At 43.9% G+C, this 23,365-nt stretch carries 24 protein-coding genes; 13 read left to right on the top strand and 11 right to left on the bottom strand.

All coding sequences use genetic code 11. The features are described from left to right. Positions 1-12 precede the first annotated feature (12 nt). The gene (locus tag ACED53_RS03835) at positions 13-336 is read left to right on the top strand and encodes a DUF4144 domain-containing protein (protein ID WP_017101312.1); all 324 of its coding nucleotides are present in this window, start codon (positions 13-15) and stop codon (positions 334-336) included. A gap of 110 nt (positions 337-446) precedes the next feature. Here the strand turns inward: ACED53_RS03835 and ACED53_RS03830 are convergent, their stop codons facing one another. Next, a complete protein-coding gene (locus tag ACED53_RS03830) occupies positions 447-1,775 on the bottom strand; it encodes an anaerobic C4-dicarboxylate transporter (protein WP_029225528.1) in 1,329 nt (442 codons plus the stop codon). A gap of 411 nt (positions 1,776-2,186) precedes the next feature. On the opposite strand from ACED53_RS03830, the gene ACED53_RS03825 reads away from it, so the two are divergent. The 6 genes from ACED53_RS03825 (at position 2,187) to ACED53_RS03800 (ending at position 7,041) form a co-directional block, all read left to right on the top strand. Beyond that, on the top strand, positions 2,187-2,846 hold the full coding sequence (locus ACED53_RS03825) for an HAD family phosphatase (RefSeq protein WP_017101310.1): 660 nt from the start codon (positions 2,187-2,189) through the stop codon (positions 2,844-2,846). A gap of 195 nt (positions 2,847-3,041) precedes the next feature. Then, on the top strand, positions 3,042-3,668 hold the full coding sequence (locus ACED53_RS03820; protein ID WP_017101309.1) for an HD domain-containing protein: 627 nt from the start codon (positions 3,042-3,044) through the stop codon (positions 3,666-3,668). A 42-nt stretch (positions 3,669-3,710) separates the two neighbouring features. Continuing rightward, positions 3,711-4,238, top strand: coding sequence for a GNAT family N-acetyltransferase (locus ACED53_RS03815; protein ID WP_017101308.1), 528 nt, complete (start codon positions 3,711-3,713; stop codon positions 4,236-4,238). 100 nt (positions 4,239-4,338) lie between these two features. Continuing rightward, entirely contained in the window at positions 4,339-5,025 is a 687-nt protein-coding gene (locus ACED53_RS03810; RefSeq protein WP_017101307.1) for a DNA-3-methyladenine glycosylase I, read from the top strand. Between the two features lie 257 nt (positions 5,026-5,282). Beyond that, on the top strand, positions 5,283-6,164 hold the full coding sequence (locus tag ACED53_RS03805) for an AEC family transporter (protein ID WP_017101306.1): 882 nt from the start codon (positions 5,283-5,285) through the stop codon (positions 6,162-6,164). 349 nt (positions 6,165-6,513) lie between these two features. Beyond that, positions 6,514-7,041: a hypothetical protein gene (locus ACED53_RS03800; protein WP_232281801.1), complete on the top strand. Its 528-nt coding sequence runs from the start codon at positions 6,514-6,516 to the stop codon at positions 7,039-7,041. Between the two features lie 199 nt (positions 7,042-7,240). Here the strand turns inward: ACED53_RS03800 and ACED53_RS03795 are convergent, their stop codons facing one another. From ACED53_RS03795 to ACED53_RS03785, 3 genes are all read right to left on the bottom strand, one after another. After that, on the bottom strand, positions 7,241-7,759 hold the full coding sequence (locus ACED53_RS03795) for a hypothetical protein (protein WP_009846183.1): 519 nt from the start codon (positions 7,757-7,759) through the stop codon (positions 7,241-7,243). A gap of 353 nt (positions 7,760-8,112) precedes the next feature. Further along, on the bottom strand, positions 8,113-8,514 hold the full coding sequence (locus ACED53_RS03790; RefSeq protein WP_017101305.1) for a hypothetical protein: 402 nt from the start codon (positions 8,512-8,514) through the stop codon (positions 8,113-8,115). 28 nt (positions 8,515-8,542) lie between these two features. Then, positions 8,543-9,025, bottom strand: coding sequence for a MarR family winged helix-turn-helix transcriptional regulator (locus tag ACED53_RS03785; RefSeq protein ID WP_017101304.1), 483 nt, complete (start codon positions 9,023-9,025; stop codon positions 8,543-8,545). A gap of 125 nt (positions 9,026-9,150) precedes the next feature. Between ACED53_RS03785 and ACED53_RS03780 the strand changes: the two genes are divergently transcribed. Further along, complete coding sequence (locus tag ACED53_RS03780; RefSeq protein WP_017101303.1) at positions 9,151-10,044, top strand: DMT family transporter; 894 nt, start codon at positions 9,151-9,153, stop codon at positions 10,042-10,044. Positions 10,045-10,139: 95 nt separating this feature from the next. On the opposite strand, the gene ACED53_RS03775 is transcribed toward ACED53_RS03780, so the two are convergent. Continuing rightward, positions 10,140-11,423, bottom strand: coding sequence for an MFS transporter (locus tag ACED53_RS03775; RefSeq protein WP_009846179.1), 1,284 nt, complete (start codon positions 11,421-11,423; stop codon positions 10,140-10,142). Between the two features lie 91 nt (positions 11,424-11,514). Between ACED53_RS03775 and ACED53_RS03770 the strand changes: the two genes are divergently transcribed. Beyond that, positions 11,515-13,251, top strand: coding sequence for an ABC transporter substrate-binding protein (locus ACED53_RS03770; RefSeq protein ID WP_017101302.1), 1,737 nt, complete (start codon positions 11,515-11,517; stop codon positions 13,249-13,251). 108 nt (positions 13,252-13,359) lie between these two features. Here the strand turns inward: ACED53_RS03770 and ACED53_RS03765 are convergent, their stop codons facing one another. Further along, positions 13,360-13,755, bottom strand: a complete 396-nt coding sequence (locus ACED53_RS03765) for a RidA family protein (protein ID WP_009846177.1) — start codon at positions 13,753-13,755, stop codon at positions 13,360-13,362. Then, entirely contained in the window at positions 13,755-14,063 is a 309-nt protein-coding gene (locus tag ACED53_RS03760; RefSeq protein ID WP_012601159.1) for a putative quinol monooxygenase, read from the bottom strand. Before ACED53_RS03760 ends, ACED53_RS03765 begins: the two co-directional genes overlap by 1 nt. 114 nt (positions 14,064-14,177) lie before the next feature. On the opposite strand from ACED53_RS03760, the gene ACED53_RS03755 reads away from it, so the two are divergent. Beyond that, positions 14,178-15,080, top strand: a complete 903-nt coding sequence (locus ACED53_RS03755) for a LysR family transcriptional regulator (protein ID WP_009846175.1) — start codon at positions 14,178-14,180, stop codon at positions 15,078-15,080. A gap of 266 nt (positions 15,081-15,346) precedes the next feature. Further along, positions 15,347-16,261, top strand: coding sequence for a DMT family transporter (locus ACED53_RS03750; protein WP_017101301.1), 915 nt, complete (start codon positions 15,347-15,349; stop codon positions 16,259-16,261). Positions 16,262-16,369: 108 nt separating this feature from the next. On the opposite strand, the gene ACED53_RS03745 is transcribed toward ACED53_RS03750, so the two are convergent. The 3 genes from ACED53_RS03745 to ACED53_RS03735 are packed head-to-tail and all read right to left on the bottom strand — an operon-like array spanning position 16,370 to position 19,011. After that, the gene (locus ACED53_RS03745; protein WP_009846171.1) at positions 16,370-17,551 is read right to left on the bottom strand and encodes an MFS transporter; all 1,182 of its coding nucleotides are present in this window, start codon (positions 17,549-17,551) and stop codon (positions 16,370-16,372) included. Next, entirely contained in the window at positions 17,541-18,716 is a 1,176-nt protein-coding gene (locus ACED53_RS03740; RefSeq protein WP_017101300.1) for a phosphotransferase, read from the bottom strand. Before ACED53_RS03740 ends, ACED53_RS03745 begins: the two co-directional genes overlap by 11 nt. Positions 18,717-18,726: 10 nt before the next feature. After that, positions 18,727-19,011, bottom strand: coding sequence for a GNAT family N-acetyltransferase (locus tag ACED53_RS03735; RefSeq protein WP_029223001.1), 285 nt, complete (start codon positions 19,009-19,011; stop codon positions 18,727-18,729). A gap of 315 nt (positions 19,012-19,326) precedes the next feature. On the opposite strand from ACED53_RS03735, the gene ACED53_RS03730 reads away from it, so the two are divergent. After that, positions 19,327-20,073, top strand: a complete 747-nt coding sequence (locus tag ACED53_RS03730) for a flagellar brake protein (protein WP_012601168.1) — start codon at positions 19,327-19,329, stop codon at positions 20,071-20,073. Between the two features lie 187 nt (positions 20,074-20,260). Here ACED53_RS03730 and ACED53_RS03725 read toward each other — a convergent pair whose 3' ends face one another. Further along, the gene (locus ACED53_RS03725) at positions 20,261-22,621 is read right to left on the bottom strand and encodes a Lon protease family protein (RefSeq protein WP_009846167.1); all 2,361 of its coding nucleotides are present in this window, start codon (positions 22,619-22,621) and stop codon (positions 20,261-20,263) included. A gap of 240 nt (positions 22,622-22,861) precedes the next feature. On the opposite strand from ACED53_RS03725, the gene ACED53_RS03720 reads away from it, so the two are divergent. Next, complete coding sequence (locus ACED53_RS03720) at positions 22,862-23,356, top strand: hypothetical protein (RefSeq protein WP_009846166.1); 495 nt, start codon at positions 22,862-22,864, stop codon at positions 23,354-23,356. Positions 23,357-23,365: the final 9 nt, after the last annotated feature.

Below are 23,365 nucleotides of genomic sequence, written 5' to 3'. Positions count from 1 at the left end.
TGAGAGGCAGTAATGATCAGTTGGCCATCTTTGGTAAAACTCGACGGTGATGATGAGCTTATTTACGTCGCATCCGAAAAAGAATTTCAGGCGGAATGCTCAGAGATGATCTTAGGCGAAGATGATTACCTCATCGATTCAGAAGGCGACAGCTATTCACTGCAATCGGGCTCAAACCAACTCTCTCTAGCGAAACGAGTAGACCAGTATTCAGTTGAAAGCGTAACCAAACTGATTCGAAATCACGAGTTCCAAAAAGCTGAAGTGTGCCTAATGAAGATCCACTTCCTGACGATTGAAGAAGCGATTCAGTCTTTGGCTTTTGAGGCTCGCTAATATTAGTTATTAATTCGAAATCTAGGTTCGAATTAATACGTCCAAACAGAACAAATAGAAACAGCGCCAATTCAGGCGCTGTTTTTGTTTGTTATTTCGCTATCGCTTAATTAAGCGATGAAAATCTGTGCCAATGCGTAGCCTAAACAACATGCACCCACTACACCGATTAAACCGACCGACATGAATGAGTGGTTGAAATACCACTTACCAATCTTGGTGGTACCAGAGACATCGAAGTTAACCGTAGCGATATCTGATGGGTAGTTCGGGATGAAGAAGTAGCCGTAAACCGCTGGCATTAAGCCGATAAGCAGGCCTGGGTCTAGTCCTAAGCCAAGACCAACAGGCAGCATCATACGTGCAGTAGCGGCTTGCGAGTTCACCACAACCGATACAATGAATAGCGCTAGTGCAAACGTCCATGGGTAGTTAGTTACCATTTCTACGATGCCAGATTTGAACTGAGGCATTGCGTATTGGAAGTAAGTATCCGACATCCAAGCGATACCGAAGATAGCAATCGCCGCCACCATACCCGATTTGAATACCACACCGTTTGGCACATCACGCGGGTCAGTTTTGGTTGCCAGCAAGATGATACCGCCGAAACAGAGCATCATCATTTGGATGATCACCGACATTTTGATTGGCTTGTCGCCGTCTACGATGGTTCTGATCTCTGGCACCATCGCCACGATAACAATCACGACAATTGAAAGTAGGAAAATCAATACCGCATTACGAGCCGAAGTTGGCAGCACTTCATCCAAAGAGGTCGCAGTGGTGCTCTCGATGCGTTTTTTCCACTCAGGATCTTTTAGACGCGCTTGGTATTCAGGATCGTCGTTCAGTTCTTTACCACGTTTCAAGCTATACAGAGAAAGTAAAAGTGTGCCGAACAGCGTTGCAGGAACCGTCACCATCAAAATAGAAAGCAGAGTAATAGAGTGTTGGATATCAGAAAGTTGCGCGAGGTAATAAACCACTGCTGCCGAGATTGGAGATGCAGTAATCGCCAGTTGAGATGCAACAGATGCAGCCGCCATTGGGCGCTCAGGACGAATACCATTCTTCAGTGCAACATCACCGATGATAGGCATGATGGAGTAAACCGCGTGGCCAGTACCTAATAGGAATGTCATCGAGTAAGTCACGAACGGTGCTATCAAGGTGACGCGTTTCGGGTTCTTTCTCAGTACCTTTTCGGCCACTTGCAGCATGTATTTCAAGCCACCAGCCGCTTCAAGAATAGAAGCACAGGTAACAACAGCGAGGATGATCAGCATTACGGTGACAGGTGGAGACGTTGGTGGCATCTTGAAGACAAACACCTCGATAACCAAGCCAATACCAGAAACAACACCTAAGCCAATACCGCCATATCGAGACCCGATATAAAGAACGACTAATAAAAATAGAAACTCAAAATACAACATAAGCAACCCTGCTAAAAATGTGGACTAATGATATTTTGTCCCTAAGTTCCGCTATTTACTTATCGCTTGGTCACACTATGATTGCAGACTCTCGCAAATTGTTTTTTCTAAGATTATGGTCACGCTAACTGAACCGTAAGTTTATGAAATGTAATAGTAAGACAGACTCTAAATCTAAATTTGTTATGTACGATAACCATTATTGTGACTGTTAGATCTGTATGGCCTATAAAGTGCTAGATTCATAACTTAAAGATATTATTTCATTCATAATCAATCATATACAAAGTCATTCAGAAGCATATTTCCGATCTAACTAAGCATATTCTTACTGAACACTGACTCGCCTATCCCGAGACACTATGTCAAAATACTCGCCCTCACGATGACAACACATAAAGAACCACGGATATGAATTTTCAAGCTGCTATTTTTGATATGGATGGACTGTTACTCGACACCGAGCGACTTTGTATGCAGATTTTTGAAGAAGCATGTCACGCGCAAGATGTTCCGTTCTTGCAAGATGTTTACTTAGGCATCATTGGTTGTAACGCAAAAACCATCGAACAGATTTTTAGAAAGGGCTACGGCGAAGGGTTAGATTACCCGGCGCTGAACACCGAATGGCGCACTCGCTACAATGCGGTTGTTAAGCACCAAGCAATCCCAGTTAAAGATGGTGTTATCGAACTACTTGAATGGCTTAAAGCAAACGACATTCCAATCGCGGTAGCGACCTCCACTCAGCTTGATATCGCGAAAAAGAAGCTTGAACTGGCTGGCCTAGATTCTTACTTCGCTTCGTTAAGCACAGGCTGTGAGGTGACCAATGGTAAACCTCACCCAGAGATCTACTTGCTAGCGGCAGAGCGCTTAGGTGTTGCACCTGAAAATTGCCTAGCGTTTGAAGACTCAAACAACGGTATTCGCGCATCTATGGCAGCCAACATGATCAGCTTCCAGATCCCAGATTTGGTAGAACCATGTGACGAAGTGAAAGCGCTTGGTCACACGATCAGCCCTTCCCTACATCATGTGTTGGCGCAGCTTCAGCAAACCGTCGCTTAAGCTCTAATTACCGTTGATAATGCTTTAATCAACGTAGAAGAGCCTCTCTATTAAACCGACTCACTGAGTCGGTTTTTTTGTTTATATTCCTTTTATAAAAGATAAAAAATCGCGCAAGAAACTGTTACAGTCGATATGAAACGATACTAATCGACAAGCAACATTGATAACGTCTAGAGATGGAGAAAGAGACGCGTGATTAAAAGATTTGAAAGCCAACTGCTTGATTTTTCTCAGCAAGAGATGACACAGGATGCCGCGCACGACATCAGCCATATCAAGCGAGTAGTCAAAACTGCTGAGGTTTTGTGTACTCAAGAACAGGCTAAGCTTGAGGTCGTTCTTCCTGCCGCTTACCTTCATGATTGCTTCACCTTCCCTAAGAACCACCCAGACAGAGCCCAAAGCTCACAGATGGCAGCTGACAAGGCGGTCTCTTATCTCAAATCTATCGAGTATCCTGCGTCCTACCTCGACGAAATCCATCACGCTATTGTCACTCACAGTTACAGCGCCAACATCACACCAGAAACCTTGGAAGCACAGATTGTTCAAGATGCAGATCGCCTAGATTCTCTCGGTGCGATTGGTATCGCTCGCTGCCTGTACGTAGGTCAAAGCTTTAACGCCGAGCTGTATAACCACGAAGACCCGTTTGCGAAGCAGCGTGACTTGGATGACAAGCATTACAGCGTCGACCACTTCTACGTGAAACTGTTTAAGCTGGCTGAAACCATGAATACAGAATCCGCCAAATTAGAAGCCAACAAGCGCACCGAGTACATGCGTGGCTTTCTTGATCAGTTGGCCGAAGAAGTTTAACGGCTTAAAAAAAGAGACACGCGATAAAGAAGAGAGAAGGATATGGAAATAAACCGCTTTAAAGCATCCGACGCCGAAGAGATCATCACTTGGTTTACATCCCAAGAAGACTACATTCTATGGGGCGGACGAACCTTTGGCTGGCCATTGGAAGCCGCTTCGATCATCGAACGATCTCAAGAATCACATGTCGAGCTTTATACCTTTTCTGCATCTAAGTCATACTCTGAACCGAACACTGATTCGAACGCCAACTCAAACGCCAGTGACTTGCTTGGCTTTATGGAATTTCAGCGCATGTCAGACAGTGAGCTTCGCTTTTGCCGAGTGGTGATTCACCCAAACCAACGAGGCAAAGGGCTTGGGCAATCCATGCTTGAAAGTGCATTAGAAGCGGCGAAACAGATCCCTGATGTCACAACCATCTCCTTGGCCGTATTTAAGCAAAACCACGGCGCAAAACGCTGCTACGACAAAGCGGGCTTTCAGGTGGTAGACAAAGAGCCGAGCGTAAAAGAGTTCAATGGTAAAACATGGCCCTTGTATCAGATGGAATTAAAGCTCTGCTAGTTTTTTTTGATCAACAAACTGGTTTTAATTGCTAGATTCAACCCCATATCATTAAGCATTGGCTACACACTCAAGATACACAGATGTAATTTGGAACCTCATGACCCAAGAAAAATTCGACACTATTTATCAACGTGCAGCTCACCGAAAAGGCGGAGCGGCCGAACTCGAAAAAATTGTTCGAGCACCACTTTCACAAGCCGAGCTATCACAAATCACCGACGACCGCTGGCTTGCCGCCTTTACCGAAAAGGTATTCCAATGTGGTATTTCATGGAATGTAGTGAGAAAGAAATGGCCGCAATTTGAAGAAGTGTTTTTTGAATTCAACATCGAGAAAATGCTGATGCTGCCAAATGAGATGTGGGAACAGAAAGCGCAAGACCCGCGCATTATTCGCCACCTCACTAAAGTGATGACCATCCCTGCCAATGCCACCATGATCCACAATGCTAAGCGTGAAGCCGATTCATTCTCGCAAATGGTTGCCGACTGGCCATCAGAACGTATCACAGAGCTGTGGGATTACCTGAAAAAACACGGCAAGCGATTAGGTGGTAATACTGGTGCCTACACTCTGCGTCAAATGGGTAAAGACACCTTCATCTTGTCATCAGATGTTGAAGCGCACCTGCGCAGTACCGATGTGGTGGATAGCGGCCGTAACACCAAGCGAGCACAAGTCGCGGCGAGCAAGGCTTTCAACGAGTGGCAGCAACAATCAGGTCGTAGCCTGAGCGAAATCAGCCAGATCGTTGCCTACAGCTGTGGTGATAATCGCGTTTAGTGGTCACCGTAGTTAATTAAAGAACCCGTCCAGATTTATCTAGCCTTTAAAGACCCGTTGCTGATGCCACTGGTCTTTTTTGTACTTCATTCAAAGAAATGTAAATTAACCACTGACAGACAACGATCTTCGGTGACGCCAACTCATTATGTTGATAGGTTAATGTTTGTACATCTCGATTTTTTACGTATCTAAAGCGCTCTCTAAAACATTCGTTTCTCCGCTAAATGGATGTACTAAACCTAGAAAGGAATTCTATGTTCGAACAGGTCATCAGCATTCTGTTTCCCGTTTTTGCTTTAGCCAGTGCTGGCTTTGCGGTCGGTCGTTGGCTCAAGCCCGATTTCAAACCGATCAATCGCATCAACATGGATGTGTGTATTCCTGCGCTAGTGTTTGCATCGCTGACCACCATGCCTCTCGACACAGAGCAATTGCCACTCATAACCGCTTCTTTGGTCGCAGTGTTAGTGCCTGCATTGTTGATGATTCCGATCTGTAAGATCTTTAAGCTCAATTTCAAGGCTTGGGCTCCGCCACACATGTTCCGTAATAGTGGCAACCTAGCCATTCCCCTATTCACATATACCTTTGGCGAGAGCGCATTAGCCCCTGCGGTATTACTATTTGTGGTATCAGCATGTGCCCATATTAGTGTTGGCTTAGCGCTATTGAGCGACGGTAATCCGATCAAACAGATCCTCAAGATGCCGATTTTCTTAGCGGCTGCGCTAGCGATGACGCTCAACCTGTCTGAAGTTACCATATGGAATCCGATCTACGAAGCCACATCACTGCTTGGGCAAGCTGCTGTTCCTATCATGCTGCTATCGTTGGGTTCGCAAATGGTCAACTTGAAGCTAAGAGGACTCAAAGTAGGCTTGTTGTGTACGGCTCAATCACTGTTCACAGGGGCCATCGCTTTTATCATCATCTACTTCTTTATCCCACTGCCGACGCTGCACTTACAAATGATGGTACTGTTCACCATGCTGCCACCCGCTGTGATGAACTACCTGTTTGCAGAGAGGTTCAATGTCGAGCCCCCTAAGGTCGCGTCCATGGTGTTGTTTGGCAACTTCCTAAGTGTGGTTACCCTACCAATCTTGTTGTCGTTCGCACTGTCTATATCGAGTTGAATCTCGATCTAAGGGAAGATTTGTCATTCATTACAGTTATAAAAATGGGCAGATAAACTGCCCATTTTTGCATTCATACAGTTAGGATTAACTATTTCCATAATTGAACCAGAACTTAGAGCTATACAAAAAAAATTAAAATCGTTGTTGGTTATTGCAGTTATGTTTAATATACAATCATCAAGCAAAGGAATGGGTTATCGCCCCCCTATACAGCACAATCAAGATGGACAACAAGAACAGACATTTTCTTTGACTTAACTTTCGAAGAACTTCATCGCTTTGGCGTGACAATAAATAAAGCATGACCAAGCGCTTTACTCCACTATTACTATCTTTTGTAAGTCATATGAAAATTAAAAATGTAATACCTCTACTGCTATGCCTCTTCTCTCATCAAGCTATATCTGCGGCAAATTTCACAACGGACTTTGTAGAACTTGGGATGCAAGCAAAGCCTATGGGGTTAAGCGTGGATGGTGGACGCGACATCAACGATAGCTTGGCGATTTTGGGCGGCCTTAGTACCAACACAGCCGAAGATGAAAGCAACTTTGATGCGTACATCGGCCCTCAAGTTTATGGTCCAATAACTCAAGGGATCGACTTAAATACGCAGCTGCTACTCCATTTCAACAAAAACTCATACGCAGCTGGAGAAACGAAAGCTTATGTCGAATTTAATGCGGGTATTCGAGCGTGGATCACTCAGAGAGTAGAAGCCCATGTGCTTGCGGGTTCTAACGGAGAGCACTCAATCTTTACGTTTGGAGCCAGGTTCCATGCCACAGATAAAGCCGTGTTTGCAGTTGCTTCCAAAAACAACGGTCTTTACGGCCCTCAATTACAACTTTCGGTTAGATATCAATTTAAGTAGCCACCTTTATAAACAACTTTCCGCTACTGTTGGATCCAACATAAAAATAGCGTCAGTAATTCAATACTGACGCTATTTTTTTATCTCTAATTCAGACACATCCTATTAGTTATACGCTTACCTAAAGTTATACGCTTGCCTAGCTATTGAGTTACCCATTGATATAGCGATGAACCGTGAACTACAAACATTCAGTGAACTATGAGCATTTATCCAACTTGAGCTCTGCTGTCACCTTAGTAAGACGTAGTGCAATCGCGAAACACACTAAGTAAGGACTCACATACCAAAAGATACTTTCTAGGGGCTGCTTCACCTGCGCTTCTCTGGTTTTTATATATTGGTTTTTCTGCTTTTCATACTGACTCAGCATACCGTACACCCACACCGCATCACTTTCAACTAACGACACGCTAGGCGCAGGAACCGTAAAATCCGATGCATTGGGTAACAAGGTGAAATCGACATCTTTAAACGTAATCGCCGTATTCAAATACCACAAACACGCGTCGTGGTACTGAGCGTGATTATCTAAAGATGGCTGACCTGTACAGGTATCACTTCTCAGCTTATCCAAAGAGAACCGCTGAACAGATTCTAAAATCGCCACCGCTCTGGTTTGTTCGGTTTCAACCCAATCACCCGCCACCTTCGCTCTAATCTCAGACACGGCACCAAGCATTCCGATACCCGCTAAAAACGGCCATAAATAATCCATACGCTTCCATTTTCGCCGACTCAGGTTGAATCCACACCAAATTGGAATATGTAAGAGGAGCGTTAGTCCAAGTGACAGCAGAACGAAGTTCAAGGAGCTAGAGAGCATGAGCTCGCTATCGAAAAAGTTCTTCATAATGAGAAGCTTGCCTGTATAACCAAGAGAAATTTGATACTAGGTTCGATATAAGAAAAGTGTGTAAGAGGAAAGTAAAAACAGCACTAAGAATTGGTGTTAACGCTGTTTATTTGGGCCTATAACCACCGATGGCAGGGCTTAACCACTCGTTACTCAGAAATGGCTAAGTTGTTCAGTTGTTCAGTTGTTCACGATACACAAGATGTTAAAGGCTCTTACGCGCCAGACTTGAGGTAGATACCTACTTCTCTTAGCTGTGCTTTAATGTCTAACATTTGGACGTGCGATAGCACTAATTGGATCAAATTGAATATTGCTCCAGCAAACATCAAACCCGCGACATAACCAGACCATGCTTGGTGATCAACTTGATACAGAGTATTGAACGAAAGAACGAAGAAGATGAGACTGGAAAAACCAATAGCATACTCATTACAGTTGTAGACGTATGAATTCGTCGCGTAATCGTATTTGATTTTTACCTTTCCACCCGATCTGCCTAGCTTAAGATTAAGAACATTTCCGCTAACCTCATATTCCAATCCATTAATTAATACAACGCGCTCTACTTTCTCAAGCATATCTGTTTTTTCCGTATTATTTTGAATACTGTCCATAGTCGTACCCTACTCAGTCACCTAAAAATTATTCGTAAGCACTCAACCATGCTTTTAGAAGTTGGTTAGTGTTCTTCTTCTGGCTCGCAGACAATGACTTAACCAATTTTTTCTGCATTTCGACATGTTCAGTCATCATTTGGTCGATCAGAATAAGACCATCTTTGGTTAGCTGAACACTCACGCTGCGTCTGTCTTCTTTGCTGTGCTCACGACGGATCAGCCCTTTAGCTTCTAGTTTACCAAGGCGATTGGTCATTGCGCCTGATGTCAGCATCATCGATCCGATCAGTTCTGATGGCGTCAGTTGATAAGGCTTCCCAGAACGTCGCAACGTTGCCAACACATCAAACTCACCAAGTTTCATGTCGTAATTTTTATGCAGATCGGCAACTTGCGTCTCCATATACTTGGCAATACGCATAATCCGGCCCATCATTGCCATTGGCTCAGTTTCTAACTCAGGCTTTTCCTTTGCCCATTGATCTACTACGCGGTCGATAGCATCCATTTGCGATCTCGCTCCGTTGTTAGTCTTGTTTACCTCAAACTAGTTTAACATAAAGATACTTTACAACCATATGATCTAGGTATACAGTTCATACAATCAACTATCTTAACGTAAAGATATTTTATATGAATATATTATTAGCAATGATTCCCGCGTTCTTTTGGGGAACAACCTATGCAGTGACGCAATTTACGCTACAGGAATGGCCCCCTTTATTATTGGGTGCTTTGCGTGCGTTGCCTGCTGGTTTGTTATTGCTAGTAGTAAAACCGACACTGCCTCAAAAAGGCGAATGGCAGATCATTTTCACATTGGGTCTTATCAATATTGCGACCTTCTTCAGCTTAATCTTCGTGATGGCGTTGACGTTGCCTTCGGCAATCTCCGGTGTAGGTATGATCTCTGTGCCAGTGTTTGCGATGATCTTCCATTGGGTAGTAAAGAAACAGCGTCCGCAATTGATTCAAGCCTTGTCTGGTGTTGGATTAATCACATTGGCGTGGATATTGTTTAATCCAAGTCAAATCGCATTAAACCCAATAGGTTTAGGCGCCATGTTCGCTGCAATCATGTGTATCATTATCGGCAGTAGCATTACCAAGTCACTGGGTAATCGCATGCACTGGTGGAAGGTATTAACGTGGCAACTGATTCTAGGCGGTACGATTTTATCTGTCGCGTCTGGCGTTCATGCGCTCATCGACCCACAGCCTTATGTTAACGCTGTCACTCATTTCGATACTCGTAACGCAATAGGACTTGTTTGGGTGATTATCCTGAACACTGCCCTGGGTTACGGCATGTATGTGTGGCTACTGCAACGTATGTCCGTAGTTGATTTCACCTTCGGTGGCATCGCAAACCCAGTAGCTGGCATCGTGACAGGCATGGTGTTAATGGGTGAATCATTCACTGCAGTCCAGTATTCGCTAATGACCGGCATGATAGTGATGTCGCTGCTACCACAACTTATTCTGGCAGTAAGACAGTCCAAACAAGTTAAGCCTGTTACGCAGTAGACGCAGCCTCTTAAACGTATTGCTCAAAAACGCGCCTCATTGAGGGCGCGTTTTTTGTTGGTGGCTAGACTCTCAAAGAACCAAAGAGTCGCGCTCTACTCAATATGTCGGACTTTGGTCATCAGCAGAGCTAAAGCGGTAAATAATTGAATAATGAAGCAGAGCACAAAAATATTTGGCACGTCGAATACTGTTACCAAATAACCGGAAGCCGCTAACCCAAAGGGCATCAATAATTTAAATAAAGATCCCGTAATGCCTGCAACTCGGCCTAAATGTTGCTCATCGAAAGCTTCTTGCCGGTAACTCCAGATGCAAATACTGCTGTACACGCCAATCGCACTCACCCACATAAACGCGCCCATTAATACCCATTTACCATCAAGACTAAACAGCCCATCACCAACAAAAGATGACATTAAAAGTCCGCTAGCTTGGTCGCCGTCTATGAATAATACAGGAATAATAAAACCGACCGCTTCAAGTGCAATAGAGACCATAAGTAAAACACCTAAGCCGATGCGTTGACGAACTTTGTCAGCAGTAAACGAACCTAACAGCCCTCCGATTCCAGATGCTGCAATCAGGTAGCCCACCTCCATATGGTTTAAAGCCAGCTCTGCTTTTGCAAAGTAGATAGCTTGAATCCAAAATACCGCTCCCGTGGTATTTATCACCATCACTGCTAAGGTAATGTGCCACATGTTCTTGTTCGCATACAAGATCAGCCAACCCTCTTTCAGTGCGCTAATCACCGACTGATGAGCAACGGGCATAGCCGGCTTGAATTCCAATTTATTGAGCTGCCAAAACGCTAGCACATACATCACTGCAATAAGTAAAAACACATTATGTAACGCGGATAACAGAAGCAGACCACCAGACAAAACCGGGCCGACCGTTTCTAGCAAACTGTACAAAGAGCTCATTCTTGCGATGGCGGTATTTTGCATGTACTGAGGTAAAACGTTTTTCATCATCCCGATACGTGCATTGTGATAACCATAGTTAAACGCCATCATCAGGAATGCACACGGAAACAAAGCATATAGAGGGTTGGAAAGCCAACGCACTGCAATATATGAGATAACCAACACCAGCACTTGTCCGAGCAACATGCATTGTGACCAATGCTTTTTATTAAACTTATCAACCCATACACCGATGAACAGCGCTAAGAGTAGATTGGGCAAAAACTCGACCGCTCTCATCCACCCCATCATCTCTGAAGACTGTGTTAACTCGTACACCAACAAGGGCAGAGCAAGGTCATAAATCTTGGTTCCAAATGCAACGAAGAACGCCGTCGAAAACAACACAATAAAGCTCGAGCTTTTCCAAATAGAGGACGTAGCCTCTTCTTTATTTACACCTTCCATTTTTCATTCCTTTTAAAAACAATCGAATAACCCTATTATCGAGATTAAAAGATGAAGAAAAATAGAAAGATTCAGCAAGGATTTCACCTTTATGCATTACTGGAAGGCACTGGCATTTTTACGTTCTCGGGTACTCATTAACCAACCAACTCAACTTTCGCTTACAGAAATTACTGAAGCTCTAGGTTGTACCAAACGCAACGCTCAACTGATTATCAAAAAGCTAGTAAACGAAGGCTGGATTGATTGGAAGTCAGGCGTTGGACGGGGCAACCTACCCACACTCACTCTACTCAAAAACGTGAACCATGAGTTGGAACTGAGGATTGATGAATTACTATCGGAAAACAAGGTCGACCAAGCTTTAGAGCTTATTGAAGAGTCGCAACGCGATCTGTTCCTGCTTGGTTATATCAGCCGCTATCAGAGCTTGCCGACTACGCTCGATATTCTGCAAATCCCTTTCTATAGAGGCACACATAGCCTAGACCCGATTGAAGTGACACGACGCACTGAAGCACACATCACCCGTTACCTGTTCAGTAACTTACTGCGTTTCAACACGCGTACTCACTCGTTTGAAGGTGATCTTGCAATTGACTGGTCCCAAGATGAAAATCGTTGGTATTTCACTTTGCGAAAAGGCTTAGTGTTTCATGACGGCTCATCGATTCTAGCGCAAGACATCAAAGCGCACTTTCTACGCCTGATCGGCAGCAGCCATCACAATAGTCAGCAATTTAAATGCATCTCTACCATTACGGTTATCGATCCGCTTCACCTCTGTTTTGCTATCAATGCCAACGCAGGCTACCTTCCATCGCTACTATCGAGCTCTGCCGCAGGTATTGCCAAGAAAGTAGGAGAACAAATCATTGGAAGTGGCAGCTTTAAACTAGTGGAACAGTCAGAGTGGCTAACCAGACTCGAAGCTTTCAAGGCCTACTATGGGCACCGACCTTGGGTAGACGGCATTGAGATTTGGAATGTTGGCGATAAAGCCAAAGACTATGAAATGCACTGCGACATTGTTCACTCATATCCGCACTATCAACAATCGTTATTACAGAACGAGCTAGCAGAGATAGAGCAGTGGGAGAAAGGCTGCGAGTACGCCTTGCTCAACTCACATCGCCACCCTTGGCTCGCAGAACCACAACACCTTAGGTCACTGAATGATTTACTGCGTTTACTTGGTGTCGCGAAAGACATTCCTCTGAATACTGTCGGCTACGCATATGGAATGCTGTCGACGTCTAGTCAGCCATCGAAATCTAAGCTAGTGACGGCGAATGACAAAGACGCATTAAAAGTGGCTCGACAATTCGCAGATAAACTAAACAAGCCTAAACAACCGATAAAAATCCTAACCTATCAGCTGTTTGATCACATAAAAATGGCTCGCCACTATTGTGAACAACTTAATGAACTTGGTTTTAGCTGCGAATATCAGGTGCTCGAATTTCCAGATTTTTGCCAACAAAGCAACCTACAAAATGCGGATATATTGATCAGTGGTGAAGTGTTTTCAGACAATCTCGACAGCAGCTGGATGGGATGGCTACAAAGTTCTATTGCCTTAGAGGTTTGTTTAACTGACGAGCAAAAACAGTGGCGTAACAAAAGCCTTGAACAGCTATGGGTTCTCAATGACTACCACCAGCGACAATCGGCCTTTCTAGAGCTTGAGGCACAATTAATAGAGTTCGGTGTTTATAGACCGATTTTCCACGTAAAACAGCAACTCAATTATGCTAAAACAGTTAATCCTGTTGAGCAGCTGGCGAATGGTTGGATCGATTTCAACCAAATCACTATGCGTCGCTGAATAGCAATATTTCTAGATAAGAAATCACCCCTTTATAGTCTGATTAAATAAAGGGGCTTTTTGCTTCATATCATGTCTTTCGTATCAATTGAGTATACAGAGATCGACTTAAATCAGTTTCGCTGCTTCGGCCTCAATTTCAACTTTCCATCGCTCGTCAAAGAGCCCTTGCACAAACAGTAATGTCGTTGGGAGACCACCAACATCGAAAGGCAATTGCTGCTTTGCGGCTTGATAGTCAGACATATCATTCCGGTCCACTAAGTACAGCCTTACACTGATTAAATCTTCGATATCCATTTGGTTTGCCTGAAGCACACCTCTCAGATTTTTCCAAGCCAGTACAATCTGTTGTTCCGCACCTTCAGCCACCATTCCTTCGCTATCAATCCCTAGTTGCCCAGCGATGTGCAATCGCGTTGAACCTGCGGGGATCAACGCACATTGATGATAATTAGCGGCTGGAGCGGGTACTGAAGAAGGGCTCCATATCTTATTCATCATTACGCCTCAGAGGCTGTGACGATTTTTGACATGACGGTGATAATTGGCATATCCGTAAGCATCGCGCCTAAACGGTCAAAATCACCAATATCTTTGCGCCAAGCAATGTATTCATTAAAGTGAGCGGTACTTTCCCATTCTTCACATAAAACCAAGGAATTTTCTGCCAAATCTTTTTGATAAAGCTCCGCAGAAAGGTTGCCGTTAAAAGTACGAGTATCTGGCAATATTTCATTAAAAAACTCAACGATCTCTGCCGTTTTATCTTCAGTATGGCTCAAGGTAAATTGCACTAAAATAGTCATCATTCTCTCCGTTTTCTTATTTTGTTAAGGTACGAGGAGAATCTTACTTGTTTGTTAAAATAGATAAATACAGTAATATTTGAAACATAGTTCGATTTAATAAGACAATGAACCACCATGAAAAACGAATTACATCGCATGCAAGTGTTCGCCCAAATTGTAGAATCGGGCTCCATAACGAAAGCGGCTGATAAGCTAGATCTCTCAAAATCTGTCGTTAGCCATCACTTACAAGGGCTTGAGCAACACCTTGGTGTGAAATTACTCACTCGAACAACACGTCGCCAATCCTTAACCGACGCTGGACAACGTTTTTATCAACGATGCTTAGAAATGCGAAAATTAATGTCGCTTGCGGAAGAAGAAGTACGCGAGTCCTGTTCTGATTTTGCAGGCACTATCACCATCACATCCCCACACACATTGATGACACATCTTATTGGACCTGCAATGTGTGAGTTTATGAAAAGCCACCCTCGTATCGAGCCTCAACTATTGGCCAACGATATGCGCGTAGATCTTATCGAGAAATACATAGACCTGTCGGTCACTGTTGGGGCTCTTCCTGATTCAACGTCTCGTGCAATTAAGCTCGGAGAGCTTCATCAAGTACTGTGCTGTCACCCAGATTATCTTACTAAGGTGCAAATACCGCAGCCAATCACGCCAAGTGACCTCTCCCAATATGACTACATTGCCAATCAGTGGGAAGGAATCAACAGCCAAAGAAGCTTTGAAATTAATAAGGGCAAAGTAAGCACGTATCAATTCAGGGCAAGTAGAATCGGAGATAGCGTTCCGACGATCCGCATGATGGCCTTAAATGGGTTGGGGATTGCCTGTTTACCTAAACAAGCAATTGAAGAAGACCTGAAAAAAGGAACATTGGTAAACATCTTGCCCAAAGATCAAGTTCTTAAAGCCTCTTTCTATGTCGTACATAATTATGGGTTACAGGTGCCAGCCAGAATTCGCGCCTTTATTGAACACCTAAAACAACACGCTGAATCTTATTCTTAATATCTTTCAACCAAATTTCCATACGTCGCTAAACTGACGATTTATCGACCAACATTAAACCTCACAAAGAATAATGGCTTTGTTCAAGTTATCTAAAATAAAATAATTTTTCTTCAAAACAATTACATTATAGATTTAATTTCCATAAAAACCTCAAATTAGAGATAAAAAGGCAAAACTTTTCTCCGACTACCTTTCTATACTGTGCCACGTCATTAAGGCGCCACAAGCCTATGATTTAAAATAATTATTAATGAGTAGTCACCATGAATTCGAAGTCGCTAACTATCTTGCTTTTTGTCTCTGTTTGCTTAATTTGGGGAACCACTTGGTTCGCTATGGAAGTGGCATTGCATTCTATCCCACCTATTTTTGCCACTGCGTTACGCTTTTTACTTGCAGCACCTTTGCTTGCGGTATTAGCAAAAGTCTTCAACCAACCTTTGCTTTTCCCTAAAGGTAAACGTCAATGGCTGCTTATTGTGGCACTGATGTATTTTGCTATTCCGTTCACTTTGATGATCTATGGTGAGCAATACATCTCTTCTGGTCTAGCGTCGATCATCTTCGCCAACATGCCAGTCGCTGTCATGCTGATGTCGGGTTTATTCTTAGGTCTACGATTGGCGAAACATCAAATCTTTGGTTTGGTCACAGCTGTTGTGAGCCTATGTTTAATCCTTGGCAATGAAATGCAAATGGGTGGTGATGATTACCTTATTGGCACGGTTTGCTTAGGCCTTGCAGTTGCCATTCACGCAGTGATGTATGTTTTAGTTCAAAAGCACTGTAAAGGCATCGAAGTACTTACCTACAACGCCGTTCCGAGCTTAATTGCTTCTCTATTCTTGTTCGCAGTTTCAGCGATGGGTGAAAGCGTTAATGTTGAGTCCTTCACTTGGGATTCAATCTCAGCTGTCGTGTACCTAGGTTTTGTGGCGAGTGTTGGCGGGATTGTGGCTTACTTTAAATTAGGACAAGTTTCGACGCCTTTCCAAGCGTCTATCTGCTTCCTAATCTTCCCAGTGGTTGCGCTGCTGATCTCTTGCTACATCAATGGTGAGGTTCTATCTGAACAGTCTCTGCTTATGATGATCCCTCTACTTTGTGGCATCTTGCTGACTAAGGCACCAAAAGGAATCTTCAAGTTACGTGGTGAATTAAAAACCGCAAGAAGCTAATCCTACTGAAAGCTAACCCTACCGGAAGCTGACTAGATATTTCCATCTAGTACATACAAAAAAGCTCCAATATCACTATTGGAGCTTTTTATTAGTCTTTATCGAGAGTTAGCGCCAGCTAAACATTCGCACTTCATTGCCCTCTTCGGGCTTCTTAGGGATGTTTAAAGACAACGCCAAAGATACCGCCGCCATCGCAGCACCTATGTAGAAAACCGTTGCAGGGGACGATAACCAAATCACCCCAAATACGACCGGAATAACAACCGCTGCAATATGGTTGATGGTGAAAGAGACACCTGCTGTTGATGCCATGTCGGCAGGATCGGCGATTTTCTGGAAATAGGTTTTGATCGCTAATGCGAGTGCAAAGAACAGATGGTCGACAACATACAGCGCCGCTGCCCATTCCGCGCTTTGTACCAAACCATAACCGACAAACACACCAATCAAACCAACATACTCGAAGATCAGCGCCTTGCGCTCTCCAACCACACCGATAAATCGACCAATACGTTTTGCGAATAAGAAATTAAACAGGTAATTAATTAAGAACAGTAGCGTTACGTCAGCAGCCGAGTAACCAAACTTCTCTACCATGAGAAAGCCAGCAAATACCGTGAAGATCTGTCTTCTCGCGCCACTCATAAAGGTGAGCGCGTAGTAGAGCCAGTAACGCTTTCTCAGCACCAATTTCTTATTTTGTTGTGTCTTGGTTTGAAACTCAGGAAAACCAAAGGTCATCACCAAAACTAAAATAAATCCAATACCGCCAGTAATGCCGTACACCCAAGCAAAATCGAGCTTCAGCTGTTCTAACATCACCCAGATTGAGCCATAAGTAATTAACGAGGCCAACGCGCCAACGGAGATCATTTTACCCAGCATCTCAGGGGCTTCTTCTTTACTCAACCATTGGAGTGACAAAGACTGCTTGAGCGTTTCAAAATAGTGAAAACCCGTCGACATCAAAATGGTGGTCAGCAATAGGCCAGTGAGTGAAGGAAACAAACCGGTAATCGCCGTACCGACCGTGAGCATCGCCAGCGATATCAACATGAAGCGTTGCTCGCGAATGAACGCCAACACAAACACCACGGTAAAGGCCAAGAAGCCAGGGATCTCACGAACACTTTGCAATAAACCAATATCCGCACCATCAAAGTTCGCTTTCTCAATAACAAAGTTATTCAGCAGCGCCATCCAGCTCGAGAACGCGATAGGGACAACAATCGAAATCAGTAATAAGAAGTTTTGCGGCGTTTTCCAGCTCGCGGTTTTATCGAACATTGACGGACTCCTGTTCGTCTAATTGGTTAAGCACTCGTAAGGTTAGTTGCTCGGTATACGGGTTGATCTTCCAATGCTCAGGGCTCCAACCTTTAACAAAACGTTGAAAATCAGCCCATGCCACGTAAAACATTGGTCGCCATGCGGCTTCAACATCATCGAACGAAAGGTGTGGTTGATAGTGCATGAGTGCTTCTTTCAAGTGCTGGAAGTAAGCATCCAGCACTTCTGATTCAAGCTCTGCGCAATCTTGCGGCCTAACCGCGCTGCTCATGAACAAGGCCACATCTTTCATCGCACAACCACGCCCAACGTATTGGAAATCAACGGCAGCAGCGCGCTCGCTTTTTAAATCAAAGCAGAAGTTGGCGAGCTTAGCGTCACCATGTACCAAGGTTTGATATGGGCACGCCCTTAATAGATTATCAATGTGCTGCGCTTGGCTCTTAAGCGGTAAATCAGCCAATGCGTTTAACTCGTCAGGCCGAGTGTCTAAATGCCAATATGTGCCGACTTGCCACAATGAAGCTAAATGTTCTTGATCTACATTGATGTGCTTTGCATGAAAGTTAGCGAGCCATTTAAGGCAAGCATCGCGCTGGTTTTGCTCTTCTAGTGTGTAACCAGACGCCAGATCAGACTGAGTATCTTGGATTGCTAAATCATCAAAAGCAGCAAGCACATCAAACTGAGAAGTTAACGGAAAACCGATTTCGGCCAAATCTTGCATCACAATCAGCCACTCGTGCTCTTGGAACTCACATTGCAGCCCTACAGGTACAGGGCAACGCTCATCCCACTGTTGGGTAAACGACTGATACCACGCGGTCTCAACTTGGTAAGAGTGCACCTTTCGTTGATGAGAAAGTTTGGTATTCCAACCCTTTGGGTGTTCTGCTTTATCTGGCAATGCGACATGTTTAACAATCACGCTGTTGAATGAAGAACGCCTGTCTTTAGAAAAAATCAAACGAACTAATTCACCATACCCGCCCCATAGGCTTTGAATCACCTGGACATCAACCCCTTGGTGACAATCCAGTGAGGCCGCTATTTTTTGATAAAGCTCATTTTGATAAAACTTTTGTTGATAAAGCTCTGGCTGATTTTGACTTGAATTCGCTATCGGTTGAGCGATATTTTTTGACGATATTGATTGAGACATATACTCGTTACTATGCTTTATCGGATAAAAGGTGTGCCCACTGTGGCTGCCTATTCATATAGTGAATCACATAGCTACAAATCGGTACAATTTTAAAACCTGCTTGTTCAATTTCAGTCAGTACCGACTCCATCATCACCTTACCGAAGCCCTTACCTTGAAGCTCATCAGGAATACGTGTCGATGTGATATGTAGTACATCTCCATCCTTTTGATACTTAACAACCGCGAACTGGTTGGGTGCTAGCTCAACTGTGATCTGGTTCGCATCTTGATCCCATTTTGTTGCCTGCATTCTCAACTCCTGAAAATAATTGATACGACAAACAATAAAAATTTGAAGTATTCATTCCTTGTAATAGACTAACTCAAGCTTATACAAATAGAACTAAGTACTTACAAACAAAGTAAATAACTCTGTGCCATCGGCTTAATAACGAATCAATAAAGATAAAGGCACTCTATAAATCTATGTGAGTACATCTACCTAGTCTATGTAATTGCACTTAATTTATGTAATTGCACCTGCTAAATCTAGCACGTATTTGCCCCTTAATAGCAAGTTACCAATATAACAAACAGACGCATGTTGGCGCATGGAGAACATATAATGAACGCACCACTGAAGAAGCCTTTGGAGCATAATCAGGCACTTCAAGATCCTCGTAACCGCACCGTTTCTACATTAAATAGCACCGATGCACTGGCTATGATAGAGCACGGCAGTGAACTAACACTAAATGTATCGACTCCAGTTGGTACTAAGTTTCTCGCCACCACCAAATTTATCGGTACACACAGTGATAACTGCATTGTGGTTGAGGTTCCCGACGTATCCAACGATGATCTGAGCTTTTTCTTTCAAGAAGGTTTTTGGATGACAGCTCGTGCGTACTCTCTGCGAGGAGAAGGCGCTCTTATCCACTTTAAAAGCCAAATTCACCATAGGATTGGAGATCCCTTCCCTATACTTGTGCTTTCAACACCAAGCTCGATGCAAGTAACCCAACTGCGTAAAGAAACACGCTACGAGGTGAACTTAGCTTCCAGAATCATCTTCAACGATCAACGAGCAAACTGTGAGATTAGAGACTTATCGAAAAGTGGTTGTCGTTTTGTTACCTCACCGACTTCTCGTGCGATTCAAATTGCCGAACGAGTATCTATTGAAGTTACACCTGAGAACTACAATGGCCCACTTATACCGCCATTGAAAGGCATCATCTGTAATCTCCAAAAATCAACGCATTACGCTCGATACGGGGTAGAATTTGATGATATTGGCCGCTCTAATGCCAAACACTTGTTGGCGAAGCTGAAGTTCGATGGCACCAAGCTCTGTTTGCGAAATAGGTAAAGTCATTTAGCACATTGCTTTCACCGAATACCGTAAGCAGACCAGATACAGACGACTCAATAGCGAGCAAAGTCGCAATCAAAAAAAGCCATCGATTTTTATGTCGATGGCTTTTTAGTTTTGTTTATTTGTCTAATTTTCAAACACTTATCTAATTAAAAAGCTAGCTGGGTCTATAGATATTAGACTATTTACGCAGTGCGTTCAGTTTAGCTTGAGCGATACCAAAGATAGTATCGATTGGATAGCTCCCCTCGTCACTCGCCTCACCGGCGGCTTTGCCTGTAAACAGCTCAATCGCTTCGGTCACATGGTCGATAGCCCAAATATTAAACTCGCCCTTTTCAACCGCTTTTACGATGTCATTACGCAGCATCAGATTGTGAACATTTGAACGTGGGATGATCACCCCTTGCTCATTTGAACGTCCTTTGATTTCGCACACATCAAAGAAGCCTTCAATTTTCTCATTCACACCACCAATAGGCTGGGACTCACCGAACTGGTTCATCGAGCCGGTAATCGCGATGTCTTGACGGTTCGGCTGCTTAGAGAATGCAGACACTACCGCACAGAACTCGGCCATACTCGCGCTATCACCATCGACGCCACCATACGATTGTTCGAAAGTGATATTGGTAGTAAGCGGTACTTTCGCTGTCTTACCAAATACCGAAGAAAGGTAAGCCGATAAGATCATCACCCCTTTCGAGTGAATACTGCCACCTAGGTCTACGTTTCTCTCTATATCAATCACTTCACCGTCACCATAAGCCGTGGTTGCCGTGATCCGGTTCGGTGCGCCAAACATATGATCAGTCGTACTGAGTACAGACAGCGCATTGACCTGCCCAACCGCCTGACCATCCACATGAATCAGTGTTGTACCGTTGGTGAAGGTTTCCATGACGCTGTCTTGCAGTCGCCCGACACGCATCTGTTGGTTAGATAGCGCTTGGTCGACATGCGTAGCACGAATCAGGTTCGACTTCGCCCCTTTCGCCACGTAGTTTGACTCACGAAGCAGGTTGGCAATGTGTGCCGAGTGCAACGACAACTTACTTTGGTCACCCGCCTGACGAGAACTGTGCTCAATGATGCGAGCAATCGCTTTGCGATCACAATGCAGCATGTTGTTGTCGTGCACGATGCTTGAAATGAAGCGTGCGTAATGCATTTCAGAATCCGCAGTACGCTTCATCTCATCTTCAAAATCGGCCGTCACACGGAACAATTCACCAAACTCCGCATCGTAATGTTGCAGTAGTTGATAAGTTCGATAATCACCAAACAGGATGATCTTAACGTCCAATGGAATAGGCTCAGGATCAAGCGATACCGCCCCCGTTAACGTGACCTCTTTTTCTAATGACGTGAAGCTCAATTGACGCGAACGCAGCGCGCGCTTCAAGCCTTCCCATACATAAGGTTGTTCAAGTACTTTGACCGCATCCATCAGCAAGACGCCGCCATTGGCTCTATGTAAGCTACCTGCACGAATCAAAGAGAAGTCCGTAAATACGGTGCCTTTGAACGTTGCCGTCTCGACATAACCAAACAGAGAGTGATAATTTGGATTCTCTTCCACCACGATCGGCAGAGTCTCCTCCTTCTGGCTCACAATCACGTTCACCTTGTAGCGACGTGGCATTTTCTTATCCAAAGAGGCGGTCGCAACTTCTGCTTGCTCTGTGCTCTCTTCTAAGAAAATATCTGCGTTGTCGACAATGTCTTTACGCAGTGCTGTCAGGTACTTTTTAATATCAGGATATTGGCTGTAATCTTGCTTCAACTGCTTGATGAAGTGGGTAATAACATCTCGCGCCGTATCATCATTCAACTTTTGAACTTTCTCTGTGTACGTCTCTTCAAGCTCAGTCAGTTCACGAGAAATGGTCCGCAGCCCGACTTCCAATCCATCAATGGTTTTATCGAATTGATCTTGCTCTTCTGGCGTGAGTAAGTCGAAGCTCTCTTCGGTATGAAGATCATCGCCATTCATCGCGACAAATTGGTAGTCACCCTGAGTCGTGATCGTCAGGTTGATGCCCTTATCTTTTGCTTCTTGACTGATCGCTTCTAACGCCGCTTGTTGCTTAGCGGCCAGCTGATTTTTTAATCGGTCAGCGCGGTTAAAGTACATCTCGTTATCGAATGCGAGTGGCATTGCTTTAAGAAGCTTACGCATCAGCTTTTCAATATCTTGCTTCAAACTGCTGCCAACACCACGAGGTAATTTCAGCACCTTAGGTGTACGAATGTCTTCAAAATTCGCGATATAGCACCAATCAAAAAGCTCCTGTACTTCTTGAGGATGTCGGTTTAGGTAGCGCAAGATCATGGTACGTTTACCCAGACCATTTCGACCTATCGCATAAATGTTGTAACCCTTTTCCTTAATTGACATCGCGAACTCAACGGCCTTTTGTGCACGTTCTTGCCCGACGATTTCGTCAATTGGAGCCAGTTCTTTGGTCGACTTACATGGTAGCTTATCGAGTTCCGCTACCTTATACAGCTGTTCTGTATTGAGTCTTTGCATCGCCATCGCCGCCTCCTTAGTCCTTCATTACTTGGGTGTAGATAAAATCAGTGTAGATGTAATTACCTATAAATTTAGTGACTTACGCTGCACAGCTGTTCAACTGAACAAATAACATACAATTCACCCCGTTTTTAGCAATAACGAGAGATTTAATTCACCAACTTAGCATGTGAATGATTTTAATTTGCAATTGATAATAAATATCATTAACATTTTAGGATATTTAAAATTAAGGATGTGGACATGGAAATTGAACGCTGCTGGATGCACTACCTAAAAGCTGAACAGTTAATGGAACAAGGTCATTGGCCCGAAGCACAGCGCCTCTATAACGATGTTCTCACCTCTCTTCCTCATCACATCCAAAACGCGGCATACCAAAGTGACATCAAACCCTGCCAGTTTGCTTGCTTAATTTCAGGCCTTAGAGACGCCAGTGTCGCTCAATCAGAGATTCTCAATCGTTTAGGCCAACAGCAACAAGCCTTCGATACCTTGAACCAATCTTATGCATTGATGCAATTTATCTCTCTTGAGGGTACAGAGTTGATTCAACGTACCTTTAGGTTATTGGAAAAGCAGAGCGAAGATTTACTCAATCACCTGATCGCATTTTGCAGTGCTCAGCGCAGCTCACATTGGATGCTCGAGCTAGAACAAATTCAACGCGCTCATCACCATTTTGGGCAACTAAAAACCACTTCAGAAGTTCAATCTTCACCTAATGTCTTAAATTGATAAGGATAT

It is taken from the genome of Vibrio sp. 1F169 (assembly GCF_041439605.1).
Lineage (GTDB): Bacteria > Pseudomonadota > Gammaproteobacteria > Enterobacterales > Vibrionaceae > Vibrio > Vibrio tasmaniensis_A.
Note: the sequence above shows the minus strand (reverse complement) of the source record. Positions and strands in the feature narration are given on the sequence as shown.